Source organism: Streptomyces sp. NRRL S-350, from assembly GCF_000719705.1.
Classification (GTDB): domain Bacteria; phylum Actinomycetota; class Actinomycetes; order Streptomycetales; family Streptomycetaceae; genus Kitasatospora.
In genome coordinates this window covers 1-12,938 of record NZ_JOHO01000019.1, presented here as the reverse complement: position 1 = coordinate 12,938, position 12,938 = coordinate 1, and the positions used below count along the sequence as shown (strand labels likewise).

Annotated in this window: 10 protein-coding genes; 7 read left to right on the top strand and 3 right to left on the bottom strand. The window is 72.2% G+C overall.

Translation table 11 applies throughout. The features are described from left to right. Nucleotides 1-120 precede the first annotated feature (120 nt). The 5 genes from IF30_RS0118755 (at nt 121) to IF30_RS0118735 (ending at nt 6,447) form a co-directional block, all read left to right on the top strand. Nucleotides 121-1,089: an NADP-dependent oxidoreductase gene (locus IF30_RS0118755; RefSeq protein WP_030239477.1), complete on the top strand. Its 969-nt coding sequence runs from the start codon at nt 121-123 to the stop codon at nt 1,087-1,089. Between the two features lie 388 nt (nt 1,090-1,477). Next, nucleotides 1,478-2,740, top strand: a complete 1,263-nt coding sequence (locus IF30_RS0118750) for a hypothetical protein (protein WP_030239475.1) — start codon at nt 1,478-1,480, stop codon at nt 2,738-2,740. 383 nt (nt 2,741-3,123) lie between these two features. Continuing rightward, on the top strand, nt 3,124-3,738 hold the full coding sequence (locus tag IF30_RS0118745) for a response regulator (protein WP_037900477.1): 615 nt from the start codon (nt 3,124-3,126) through the stop codon (nt 3,736-3,738). A 938-nt stretch (nt 3,739-4,676) separates the two neighbouring features. After that, the gene (locus tag IF30_RS50250; protein ID WP_158835240.1) at nt 4,677-5,114 is read left to right on the top strand and encodes a hypothetical protein; all 438 of its coding nucleotides are present in this window, start codon (nt 4,677-4,679) and stop codon (nt 5,112-5,114) included. 580 nt (nt 5,115-5,694) lie between these two features. After that, entirely contained in the window at nt 5,695-6,447 is a 753-nt protein-coding gene (locus tag IF30_RS0118735) for a DUF4239 domain-containing protein (protein ID WP_158835237.1), read from the top strand. A gap of 79 nt (nt 6,448-6,526) precedes the next feature. Here the strand turns inward: IF30_RS0118735 and IF30_RS0118730 are convergent, their stop codons facing one another. Next, nucleotides 6,527-7,171 carry a response regulator gene (locus IF30_RS0118730; RefSeq protein ID WP_030239463.1) on the bottom strand — a complete coding sequence of 215 codons (645 nt, stop codon included), beginning with the start codon at nt 7,169-7,171 and terminating at the stop codon, nt 6,527-6,529. Then, nucleotides 7,162-8,262: a sensor histidine kinase gene (locus IF30_RS0118725; RefSeq protein WP_324605642.1), complete on the bottom strand. Its 1,101-nt coding sequence runs from the start codon at nt 8,260-8,262 to the stop codon at nt 7,162-7,164. Before IF30_RS0118725 ends, IF30_RS0118730 begins: the two co-directional genes overlap by 10 nt. A 276-nt stretch (nt 8,263-8,538) precedes the next feature. Here IF30_RS0118725 and IF30_RS0118720 point away from each other — a divergent pair, with 276 nt between their 5' ends. Beyond that, nucleotides 8,539-9,207: a DedA family protein gene (locus tag IF30_RS0118720; protein WP_030239457.1), complete on the top strand. Its 669-nt coding sequence runs from the start codon at nt 8,539-8,541 to the stop codon at nt 9,205-9,207. Between the two features lie 229 nt (nt 9,208-9,436). Continuing rightward, complete coding sequence (locus IF30_RS0118715; protein ID WP_030239455.1) at nt 9,437-10,777, top strand: GH1 family beta-glucosidase; 1,341 nt, start codon at nt 9,437-9,439, stop codon at nt 10,775-10,777. Between the two features lie 180 nt (nt 10,778-10,957). Here the strand turns inward: IF30_RS0118715 and IF30_RS0118710 are convergent, their stop codons facing one another. After that, nucleotides 10,958-12,328: a PHB depolymerase family esterase gene (locus IF30_RS0118710; protein WP_030239452.1), complete on the bottom strand. Its 1,371-nt coding sequence runs from the start codon at nt 12,326-12,328 to the stop codon at nt 10,958-10,960. Nucleotides 12,329-12,938 lie beyond the last annotated feature (610 nt).

The following is a 12,938-nucleotide window of genomic DNA, read 5'->3' as shown; positions in this document are numbered from 1 at the left end:
CACTTCCCAAAGGGAAGTACTGGACCTTGAAGGTAACCATACCTCCGGGGATAGCGTCGTCGACGTCGAGGGAGGGCCCGCAGCGGCCTTCCGCAGAGTGCTCGTTTCAGGAGATGACGCATGTCCGCAGACATGATGCGTGCGGTGGTCCAGGACGGTTTCGGCGGCCCGGAGGCACTGCGGGTCCGGCAGGTGGCGCGTCCGGTGCCGCTGCCGACCGAGGTGCTGGTGCGGGTGCACGCGGCGGGGATCAATCCGGTGGACTGGAAGACCCGCGGTGGCGCCGGCATGGCGGGCGTGCTGGGCGAGCCGCCGTTCACCCTGGGGTGGGACGTGTCCGGCGTGGTGGAGGAGGTCGGCTTCGGGGTGACCACCCTGAAGGCCGGCGACGAGGTCTACGGGATGCCGTGGTTTCCCCGCGCCGCGAACGCCTACTCGGAGTTCGTGACCGCGCCGGCCCGCCAGTGGGCACGCAAGCCGGTCACCCTCGACCACGTGCACGCCGCCGCCGTGCCGCTGGCCGCGCTGACCGCCTGGCAGGCCCTGGTCGACACCGCCGGGGTGCGGGCCGGCCAGCGGGTCCTGGTCACCGCTGCCGCCGGCGGGGTGGGCCACTTCGCGGTCCAGTTCGCCCGGCACCTGGGCGCCCACGTGATCGCCACCGCCAGCGCCGCCCGCCACCCCTGGCTCGCGGAACTCGGAGCGAACGAGAGCATCGACTACACCACCACCCGCTTCGAGGACGCCGCCAAGGACGTCGACGTCGTCATCGACCTGGTGGGCGACGCCCACGACAGCACCAGCACCCGCTCGCTGAAGGTGTTGCGGCCGGGCGGACTGCTGGTCGCCGTCCCGGCCGGCGTCTCCCCGGAGCTGGCGCGGGCCGCGGAGGCGGCCGGGGTGCGGGCCACCCCGTTCCTGGTCGAGCCGGACGGCGCCGCGCTGACGGCGATCGCCGGCCTGATCGACGCCGGCGAGGTGGCCGTCGAGGTGGAGGAGACCTTCCCGCTGGAGCAGGCCGGCGCGGCCCACGCCCGCGGCGAGGCCGGTCGCACCCGCGGCAAGCTGGTCCTGACCGTCGCCGACTGACCCGTCCCCGCAGGGAGTTCGGCGGACCGGGGGCCGACCCGGCCGCCGGGTTCCGGCGCCGCGCGGTGCGCACGGTGGCAGGTGGACGGCCGGAGGCCGGGGCCGGGCGGCGGGATCGAGCGGCCCGTCCCGTTGCCCCGCAGGCCCACGAACCGATCATGCGACGCGGGATGACGTGGCGTCAACCTGGGGTTAACGCTCCGTTCACCGTCGGGGCCGTCGCTGCTCCGTTTCCACCGGTCCGCCGACCCCGCCGGGTCCGCACGTGTGCGGACTTTCCCGGGGCGCCAAGTCCGCGAGTGACCGGATTTGATCGAACAGCTCGTGCAGGGCAGGCTCGGTGCCGCACAGTGGCGGATCCGCCACGGTCCGGCACGGAGGGAGCCGCATGTCCGGGACCGAGCACACCAGGCCGACTGCACACGTCGTCGTCGGGTACACCCCTCAGGAAGGCTTCGTCGCCGTCCAACTCAGCCCGCCGCCGCAGGAGTACGTGTGGCACGACCGGCAGGCCGAGCACCGCCAGGAGCGGTTCGGGCCGGGCAACCGCTACCAGCAGTGGCTGGCCGTCGACCTGGGCACCGGGGCGATCTGGTTCGGGGACACCGACTGGCGGACGCAGGACGGGAACGCGGTCCCCCGGCTTCCCGGGCACCGCCGGGCCGACGCCGGCGACGGCGCCCTGCCGTCCCCGGCCGTGTTCGCCCACCCGCTGACCCACCGCACCACCGACGAGCAGGGCGCCGACACCTGGCGCTTCTTCACCGCGGAGGAGCTCTACGCACTGGCGCTGCGGATCCTGCCGCTGCTCCAGCGGGTCATCGGCTCGCTGCACCGCGTCGGCCCGGCCGGGGATCCGGAGTGGTCCGCCGAGGCCGCAACGGCCTGGACCGATCTCGAACAGGCCTGCCGCTACACGCTCGACGCGACGGGAACGGTGTCCTGGTCCGAACCCCGCACGCGCCCGGTGCCCGGACGGTGGGTCGAAGTGGCGGACTTCCTCGCCCGGAACCCGGAACTGTGCGATCCGGCCTGGGCGACGGCCACCGACGCCGAGTTGGACGCCTACGCCGCCTGGGAACCCGATTCCGGGTACGGCGGCGTCCCGGGGCGGATGTGCGCTCCGGCGGGCGTCCGGATCGAGGAGGGCTACACCTTCTACGGCCACCGTGCGGCCCTGTACGCCTACCGCGCGGCCGCCTGCGGCGACCTCACCCCGGTCGAAGCCGGGCGCTGGCTGCAGACCAGCGACGCCGGGCGGCGCACCTGGGAGAGCGCGAAGGTCGTGGGCGCGAGCCTCGCCGACGCCACCGACTGCGTGCTGGACCACCTCGCCGAGACGTTCCGCGGCGCTGCGGCCGACGACGGCGTGGCCCTCACCGGCCTGACGGCCTACCTGTGGCAGCAGCGGGCCGCGGAAAGGGCGGCGGTCGACGACACGCTCGCCGCCACCGGCGAGGAGCTGAAGCGCCTGGAGGAGGTGCTCAAGGAGGTCCGGCTGGTCCGGAACACCGTCCTGACCCGAGTCATCAGCTGGACCGACGGGCGGGGCGACGAGGCGATCGCCCGCCTCGCGGCGATGTCCCCCGTCGCGGTGGCCGAGTGGCGGGAGCGCCTCACCGCCGACCGGAGCGCCCAGCCGGAGGGGTGAGGGGCCTTCAGGGCCCGTCCCGTCGCCGCCTGTCCGCGGCGCACCCACCCGCTGCCGTCCACCGACCGGTGGACCCGAGGTTCGACCGGCCGGACGTGTCGGGCTCCGCCCCCGGCCGAGCAGGATCTCGGGTATGAGTCAACTCCCTGTGCGGATAGCCCGTTGGAGCGCCCGGCACGCCTGGCGCGCGATCGCCGGCTGGTTCGCGTTCGTCGTTCTGTGCCTCGGGGCCGGCATCGCGGCCGGCTCCCATGAAGCGACCACGGAGGACTACCGGGTCGGTGAGGCGGGGCGGGCCGAGGCCATCGCGAGCGCGGGCGGCATGCAGCAGCGGCCGACCGAGCAGATCATCGTCCACGCCAGGTCCGGGCCGCTGGACCCGGCTGCCGCTGCGGCCGCGGCGCGCCGGGGTCGTCGCCCTGCTGGCCTCGGAGCCCACCATCGACATCGTCGGCGAAGGCGACGACGGCCGCGCGGCCGTCGAACTCGTCGAGCGCCTGAAACCGGACGTGGCACTGGTCGACCTGCGGATGCCGGTCCTCGACGGGGCGAGCGCCACCGCCGAGATCGTCGCCCGCCACCCGGGAACCCGGGTACTGATCCTGACCACGTACGACACCGATGCCGAGATCGAGCGCGCGGTCGAGGCCGGCGCGATCGGCTACCTGCTCAAGGACACCACGCGGGACCAGCTCGTCGACGCCATCCGATCCGCGGCCCGGGGCGAGACCGTCCTCGCCCCGAGGGTCGCGGAGCGGCTGGTCGCCCGCATGCGGCGGCCCGCTCCGGTGGCCCTGACCGCCCGGGAGGTGGAGGTGCTGAGCGCGGTCGCCGACGGGCTGTCCAACGTGGAGATCGGCCGGCGGCTGGTCATCACCGAGGCGACGGTGAAGACCCATCTGCTGCGGGTCTTCGCCAAGCTCGACGTCAGGGACCGCACGCATGCGGTGGTCGTGGCCCTCGACCGGGGCCTGCTGGAGAGGCGTGAGCCCAGATGACCAGGCCTTCCCCGCGCCGCCGAACGGACCGCGACCGACCACCGCACCTGACTCCGGCCGCGACGAGGAAGCGGAGGCCGGCTCGGGCGTGACGAACCGGCGAACCCGCTGCCGGTTACCCCTGTGGTGTGATCGGCGAGGGTCGATGCCCCGCAGAACGCGTGTCGGAAGGGCACAGCTCGCCCCCTGGACATAACTAGATCATATGCCTGGCTGGAAACTGTCCCTCTGCGCGACTGTCGCCGGCCTGGTGCTGGTCGGCTCGGTCGCCGACCTACCGCTGGCCAACTCGGCCGCCGGCCTCCCCGACGGCGAACCGGGGACCGGCGAGTTGGTGCTGTCGGTGACCGTCGACGGCCACCCAGGCACCCCCGGGGTGAAGACCGGCGACGAAGTGCGGGTGAGCTACCAACTCCGCAACGACGGTGAAACCCCGCTGGCCGACCTGCAGATCACCGACACCCTCGCTCCCGGGGCCGAACCACGCTGCCCGGGCCGCGGGACCGGAGACGACCCCCGACTCCGTCCCGCTACCACCATCGTCTGCACGACGACCCTGCGCGCGCTGCCCGGCGAACACGAAGGCCTGGTCACCGCCCGGGGGGTGACCACCCCCAGCCACCGCACCCTCACCCGTACGACGCACTCCGGCTACACCGGAGTGGGCGCCGGCCCGACACCCCCCTCTGGAGCGGGAGCGCGCGGCACCGGAGCGCCCACTCCGGAAGCCGCGGCGACGGGAACGAAGGTGACGGCTCCGGGACCACCCGGCCCACCCACCTGCGGAGCCGGGGCCCCCGCACCCGAGGCTCCCCCGGGGGTTCCTGCTCCTGGCGGGGTTGTGCCTGGTGGTCCCGCTCCGGGGGGTGCGGCTCCGGGTGGGGCTCTGCCTGGTGTCCCTGCTCCGGGTGTTCCTACTCCTGCCGGGGTTGTGCCCGGTGCTCCTGCTAGTGGCGGGGTTGTGCCGGGTGTTCCTGCTCCGGGTGTTCCTGCTCCGGGTGGTGTTGTGCCGGGTGTTCCCGCTCCGGGTGGTGCCGTGCCCGGTGTTCCCGCTCCGGGTGGTGCTGCTCCGGGTGGTGCTGTGCCCGGTGTTCCCGCTCCGCGTGGTGCTGCTCCGGGTGGTGCTGTGCCCGGTGCTCCTGCTCCGGGTGGTGCCGTGCCGGGTGGTGCTGCTCCCGGTGCTCCTGCGGGCGGAGCGAGGGTACCTGCGGGCGGGGCTCCCGCCGCCGGGGCTCCTGCGCCTGGGGCTCTCGCAGCCGGGGCGCCCGGACCCGGGGCCGCCGTACCTGGGGTGCCCGCTGCCGGAGTTCCGGCACCTGGGGCCGCCGTACCTGGCGCTGCCGTGCCTGGGACTCCCGTCCCGGGGGCTGCCCTAGCCGGGGCTCCCGCACCTGGGGCTCCCGCACCTGGGACTCCCGCCGCCGGGGCTCCCGGACCCGGGGCCGCCGTACCTGTGGTGCCCGCAGCCGGAGTTCCGGCACCTGGGGCCGCCGTACCTGGCGCTGCCGTGCCTGGGGCTCCCGCCCCTGGGGCTCCCGCCCCTGGAGCTGCCGGACCCGGGGCTGCCGGACCCGGGGCTGCCGGACCCGGGGCTGCCGGACCCGGGCGCCCCGGGGCAGGGGTGCCCTCGGGCGGGGGGAAAGGGGCCGGGACCGGGGCTTCCGCTACTGCGGTGCCGGGCGGAGGGCGCAAGCCGGTGCAGACCTCGCCGAGTGCGTCCGGTACCCCGTCCGCGACACCCTCCCGCTCCGGACCTGGGGCCGGGGGAGGCCACGTCACGTCACCTCTCCTGCACTCCGGCCGCTTCGGCCACGGCACGACTCCGTTGCCGCGCAGCTTCCTCGTCCTGTTCTTCCTGCTCCTGTTCGTTCCCGCGACCGCCGCCGCAGCCATCGCGCGGCGTCGCCGTAAGGCGCGCCGCCGATCCGACCCAAGTTCAGGGGCACCATGGCACACGTGATCGGAGTGATCGGCATCGTCGCCGGATTCGTCGTCGTCGCCGGGGGCGCCGCCTTGCTCAACGCCCGGAAGTCCAGGCGGACGGCGCCGGCGGATGAGGCGCGCGACGACACCGCCGAGTACCTGACGATGATGGTCGGCGTGTTGTACGCCCTGGTGCTGGGTGTCGCGTTGATCTCGGTGTGGGAGGTCAAGGACGACGCCGGTACCAACATCAGCACCGAGGCAGGGGCACTGCACCAGACGTACCTGCTGGCCGACGGACTCCCGCCCGACGCGGCTCAGCGGGTGCGCTCGGCGGCGGAAAACTATGCGACCTACGTCCGGACCGAGGAGTGGCCGCTGATGGAGCAGCGCAAGCCGTTGGGCGCGCGCGGCTGGACGCTTCTGCATGACGTGCAGAACGCGTGGACGTCCTTCGAACCCACCACCAACGCGCAACAGCAGGTGGATCAGTTGGCGTTCGGGCAGATCTCCGTCGCCTATCAGGCGCGCCATGGACGCGAGGCGGACGGAGGGCGGGGCATGTCGGGCGTGATGTGGTTCGGCCTGCTCGCCGGCGGCGCGCTCACCCTGGGCCTGATGTTCCTCTTCGGAATCGAGCGCACCCGCACCCATCTGGTTCTGGCAATGGGTTTCACCAGTCTCATCGCCTTCATGGTCGTCTTCATCTACGCCTTGAACTCCCCGTTCGGGGGCCCGCTCGGACTGAGTCCCGCGCCCTTCGCCGCTGTCGGGATCGGAGGCTGATCGGAGGGCTGGCGGGGGGCTGATCGGAGGGTTGATGGGAGGCCCGGGGGCTGGGCGAAGCCGATCTGGTCGGCGCTTCTCAGGATTCCAGGTACCGCAGGACCGCCAGGATCCGCCGGCTGTAGCCGGTGGTGTGGCTCAGTTCCAGCTTGTCGAAGACGGCGTTCAGGTTCTTCTCCACCGAACTCAGGGAGATGTGCAGTTTCTGCGCGATGGCCGAGTTGGTGTGCCCCTGGGCCAGGGCCTCCAGCACGGTGCGCTCGCGCGGGGTGAGCCGGCCCAGCGGGTCTCCGTGCGTGGTGCGGATGACCAGCCGCCGGACGACCTCCGGGTCGATCGCCGCCCCGCCCGCGTGGATGCGCTCCAGTGCGTCGAGGAACTCCTCGACCTGGGCCACCCGGTCTTTGAGCAGGTAGCCGACCCGCTCCGCGTTGGACGCCAGCAGCTTGGCCGCGTAGTGGCGCTCGACGTGCTGCGAGAGCACCAGCACGCCCACCTCCGGCCGGCGCTCGCGGATCTCCACGGCGACCCGCAGCCCCTCGTCGGTGTGGGTCGGGGGCATCCGGATGTCGACGACGACGACGTCCGGCTTCCGCGCCTCGACCTCCTGGCGGAGTGTCACCGCATCACCGAGGGCCGCCACGACCTCGTGCCCCTCCTCGGCGAGCAGCCGGACCAGGCCCTCCCGCAGCAGGGTCGAGTCCTCGGCGAGGATTACGCGCATGGGATCTCCGCGGTGATGGTGGTCGGTCCCCCGAGGGGGCTGTCGACGTGCAGGACGCCGTCGAGTGCGGCCACCCGGCTGCGCAGCCCGGTCAGGCCGCTGCCGGCCGGGTCCGCGCCGCCCGCGCCGTCGTCCTCGACCCGGACGGTGAGCAGTGTGCCGTCGAGCGTCACCCGCACCGAGACGGCCGAGGCCGAGGAATGCTTGGCGGCGTTGGTCACGGACTCGGACACCACGAAGTAGGCGGCCGTCTCGACGGGCTTGGGCAGCGCCGCGCCGACCTCGAACCGCGTCCGCAGCGGGATGCTGCACCGTTCGGCCACCCCGCCCAGCGCCTCCTGGAGACCGAGGCTGTCAAGCGCCGAGGGGTAGACCCGCCAGGTCACCTCGCGCAGTTCGGTCAGCACTGCCTGGGACTCCTGGTGGGCCTGGAGCAGCAGCGCGCTCGCCTGCTCGGGGGTGCGGCCGCGGCGGGCCCTGCCCAGCAGCATGCCCAGCGCCACCAGGCGCTGCTGGACGCCGTCGTGCAGATCGCGTTCGATGCGCCGTCGCTCGGCGTCCACGGCCTGGACCACCGCGGCCCGGCTGGTGGAGAGTTCGTCGACCCTGTGCCGGAGCAGCTCCCGCTCGGAGGGGCCGAAGCACTCGCGGGCGATCCGGGTGTCCAGGGCCGCCAGCGAGTACAGGCCCTGCAGGTCGAGGAAGAGCAGGACACCGCCCAGCAGCACCTGGGTGAGGAACTGGCCCCAGCCGAGCGTCCCCCGGATCGCCCCGTTGGCCGTCAGCCCGGCCAACACGCCGCCGAAGCCCAGCAGTCCGATGACGACGGCGCAGAGCAGCCCCGTGTAGCAGCGGACCGCCAGGTAGCGCAGGAGCTTCTGGTCGGACGCCTTGTAGTGCTCGGGGAAGCGGTCGCCGAAGAAGACGGAGCGCCGGTTCCGCTCCAGGCCCGTGAGCCGGCGGGCCCCGGCCATCAGGACGTCCAGGGCCCCCGGGCGGCTGCGCGGCCAGAGGAGGAAGGGGCCGAGGACGATGCCGACGGCAAGGAAGTGCAGCGCGCCGAACAGGGCGGTCAGACATCCGATCAGCACGCCCAGGCTGCGGCGCGGCCAGGAGGGGGCCTGCGTGACGGCCCCGTCCGCCGGGTGGCCCCGATCACCGGGAGACCCCGTCGGGCGGCGGGTGGCTTCGCCTCCTGGATCTCCTTTCACGAAGCCCGAGCCTAGTGCGGCCGCGCAACCCGAGCAAGATCGCCAACGGCGCCGGTGCCAGGAGCCTTCCGTGCGCCGGTGGTTACGGAAAACCGCATCGGGATCGGGCGGTTGACCGCATGGTGGCGGCCGTGTCGTCCTCCTAGCGTGAACGGCATGATCGCAACCTTGGCTTCCGCGCCGCACCCCACCTCCGCCGAGCCCATGGGCGGCATCGCCGGATGGGCCGTCGATGTCATGGCCACCCTCGGGGCCCCCGGCGCCGGCCTGACCAACCTGGTCGACACCGTTCTGCCGTTCATTCCCAGCGAGATCATCCTCCCGGTCGCCGGATTCGCCGCCGGGCAAGGCAAGTTGGGTCTGCCGGCCGTCATCGTCTGGACCACCGTGGGCTCCGTCGTCGGGTCCTGGATCGTGTACGCCGCGGGCGCCCTCCTGGGTCGCGACAGGACCCGCGCACTCGCTGCCCGCATCCCGTTCATGAGCGCGCACGAGATCGACCGGGCCGATGCGTGGTTCGAACGGCACGGCCGCAAGGCCGTGTTCATCGCCCGGATGGTGCCGGTGGTGCGCAGCATCATCTCCGTGCCGGCCGGGATCCAGCGCATGCCACTGCCGGCCTTCACCGCCATGACTGCTGCCGGAAGCCTCGTCTGGAACACGGTGTTCGTGCTGTTGGGATACTGGCTGGGCGACAACTGGCAGCTGGTGGAGGAGTGCGGGGGGTGGGTGTCGAAGGGGGTGGTGGCGGTGGCGCTGCTGGCCGTCGGCCGCTGGGTCCTGGTCCGGATGCGCCGTCGGCCGAGCGCCCGGCACCGTGGATGAGGCACGTGCCGTGCAGCGGCCGGCCGACGCGAACGTTTTTATGACGGCCGGTCACATCCCGTTCGCGACAACGGACGTCGGCGCCGCGGCGCAGCATTTCGAGTGCGACGGCCGTGGTGGTGTCAGAACAAGGCTGTGGCTGAAGAGGACTGACTGGGGCGAAGGGATCTGGCGTTCCGGCGCAGCGTCGGTAACATGAGCAATCCTCATGTTCTAGCAGGAGGCTGACATGCCTGATCGCTACGACCTGCCGGCGGGATTCCGCTGGGGTGTCGCCACCGCCGCGTACCAGATCGAGGGGGCGGTGGGGGAGGACGGGCGCGGGCCCTCCGTCTGGGACACCTTCGCCGCCCGCCCGGGCGCCGTACGGGACGGTCACACCGGTGCGGTGGCCTGCGACCACTACCACCGGTACCCCGAGGACATCTCCCTGATGAAAGGCCTCGGGCTGGACGGCTACCGCTTCTCCATCGCCTGGCCCCGGATCCAGCCCGGCGGCAGCGGCCCGCTGAACCCCGCCGGCCTCGCCTTCTACGACCGCCTCGTCGACGCGCTGCTGGAGGTGGGCATCACCCCACTGCCCACCCTCTTCCACTGGGACCTTCCGCAGGCCCTGGAGGACGACGGGGGCTGGCTCGACCGCGACACCGCGTACCGCTTCGCCGAGTACGCTGCCGTGGTGGCCGACCGCCTGGGCGACCGTGTTCCCGCCTGGATCACCCTCAACGAGCCCTTCGTGCACACGGTGTTCGGCTACGCGATGGGCGTCCACGCCCCCGGCCGCGCCCTGATGTTCGAGGCGCTGCCCGCCGCCCACCACCAGCTCCTCGGTCACGGCCTGGCGGCGTCGGTCCTCCACGAGCGCGGCCTGGAGGTGATGCTCTCCAACAACCTCACCCCCGTGCAGCCGGCCTCCTCCGACCCCGCCGACGTGGCTGCCGCCGAGGCCTACGACGTTCTCCACAACCGGATGTTCACCGACCCCGTCCTGTTCGGCCGCTACCCCGACCTCTCCGCCCTCGGCGTGCCCGACGACATCTACGGCGCCGTCCACCCCGGCGACACCGACCTCATCCACGCCCCCGGCCTCGACGGCCTCGGCGTCAACTACTACAACCCCACCCGCGTCGCCGCCCCCACCGACCCCGGCCTGCCCTTCGACCTCGTCGACATCCCGGACGTCCCCCGCACCGCCTTCGGCTGGCCCGTCGTCCCCGACGGAATCCGCCAACTCCTCGTCGGCTTGAAAGAGTTGTACGGCGCAGCGCTCCCACCCGTCACCATCACCGAGAACGGCTGCTCCGTCGACGAGTCCGCCGACCCCGACCAACCCCGCATCGACTTCATGTCCGCCCACCTCGACGCCCTCGCCGCCGCCGTGGCGGAAGGAGTCGACATCCGCGGCTACTACACCTGGTCCCTCCTCGACAACTACGAATGGGCCGAGGGCTACCACCAGCGCTTCGGGCTCGTCCACGTCGACTTCGCGACGCAGACACGGACGCCGAAGGCGTCGTACACCTGGTACCGCGACCTGATCGCCGGCCACCGGGCCGGCCGGCCAGAGTAGTCAGCCCCCGGTCGCGGTGGGGGCGCGGTCGTCGGCACCGGGAAGCCGTCCGGTCGGTGCCGCCCGGACGACTTCCCGGTCGACGCCGTCGGGTCGGCGTTCCCTCGGCGGGGTAGGGGTGTGGTCACTCCGACCGCCGCCGAGGGAACCGCGGTCACCGCGACAGGTGTACCCGTCGGGTCACCCCAGAGTCCACTGCTGGTTCCTGCCGCCGCTGCAGGTCCACAGCTGGACGGGCGTGCCGTCGGCCGTGGCCAGGCCCGCCACATCCAGGCAGAGCCCCGACTGCGCGCCGGTGATGGTGCCGTTCGGGTTCAGCGTCCACTGCTGGTTGGCCTGGCCGTTGCAGGACCAGACGATCACCTTGGTGCCGGGGCTGGTGCCGTGTGCGCTGGCGTCCAGGCAGAGCGTGGTGCCGGCGACGGTCACGGTCAGCTGGTTCGACGACGTACGGGTCCAGGTCTGGTTCGCACCGCCGTTGCAGGCGTAGATCTGCTGTTGCGTGCCCACCGTCGTGTTGTTCGCATCGGTCAGGCACTTGCCTGCATCCACCGCGTGCAGCGCGCCGGTCGTGCCGCCGCCGGAGGGCCCCGCGTCCAGGCCCATGAAGTGGACGGCGGAGGCGGCCATCGCGGTGCCCTGCACCGGCAGCTGGTGCCCGGCTCCGGCGATGCTGTACGCCTCGACCTGGGTGGTGCCGGCGCTGTTGTTGTACCGAGTGCGGTTCCAGTTGGCCGCGGGGGTGTCCGTGGCGGACGGCGTCTGGCTCACGCCGAGGACGTCGGTCCACTGCTTGATCTCTTCACCGAGGTTGTTGAAACTCAACGTGGTGTCGGCCGTACCGTGCCACAGCTGTACGCGCGGACGCGGACCGTTGTAGCCGGGATCGCCCGTGTTGCGGACCAGGCCGCCCCACTGCTGCGGGGTCATCGAGATCCGGCCCTGCGCGCAGGCCGAGTTCCAGCCGCGCGTGGAGCCGGTGTAGAAGCAGTGGTAGGGCACTCCCATGAACGCCGCGCCCGCCTTGAACACGTCGGGGTAGTCGGCGAGCATCACGTTCGTCATCATCCCGCCCGACGACTCGCCGGTCACGTACACGGCGTTGGCGTTGCCGCCGTAGTGCTGCTCCGTGTAGGTGATCATCGACATCAGCCCGACCGGGTCACTGCCGCCGTTGCGGGTCAACGCCTGGTCGGACGAGACGTCCCAGCAACTTCCGCTGGGGTTCGTCGAGGGGTAGATGACCAGGAAGCCGTACTGGTCGGCCAGCGACGCGAAGTCGGTGCTCGAGTACATGTAGGGCCCCGTCCCCTGACACCCGTGCATGGCCAGGAGGATCGGGGGGTTGGCCTTGACCTTGGCCGGCACGTAGAGGTGCATGAGCAGGCCGGTCGGATTGGTGCCGAAGTTCGTGATCTGGGTCAGCGACGAGGCGGCGACGCGGGGGGCGGCGGTGGCCTGCGGGACGGCTTGCAGGCTCACGCCGACCGCGAGGCCGACCGCGGCGGCTATGCCCAGTAAGCGGGCCTTGAGGGAACGGGATCGAAACACAGGTGGCCTCTCCGTCCGAAGTTTGTCATGAGCGTGAATTATCTTCCCGTGCCACCGCCGAAGAAACACTGCCGAAACACGCCCGGCCGGGGCCGGCGAGGTGCCGCCGGCGATGGCGGCCGGGGGCAGGGGAGTCCAGCGTGGAGGGCGTGCCGGTGGTGTCGCCGGGCTTCCACACCTCGCCGCTCGGTGCGGAACCGTGCTTGCGCGGTGCTCAGGGAGGAGAGGGAGGCGCGGGTGTAGCAGCGGCCGAAGCGCCGCAGGCGGTGTTGGTGGCCGGGGTGTGAGGTGCGAGGCGGGCGGGTACCGCGCAGCGGTGACGTGCGCGGCAGGGCGCCCGTCCCGAGGCATTTGTTTTCGAGGGCGAAGTGGGAGTACTGTCTCCCAGTCGCTCGGCTGGGAGCACCGGACACGCGTCTGCGCGGACGGTCCCGGGGCGGCCAATCCCCTGAAACACCACTTCCCAGGTTCGGGCTGGGTCGCGTCGGCATTTCCGATTCGCGGCTCGGCGCTTATGTGGCATGTGCGTTTTATCGGATTGCGGCTGGATTCGCCTTTCGAGGCGGGGATCGGCTAGAGTTTGAAACGTCGGACAGGGCGTCAAGCCCCG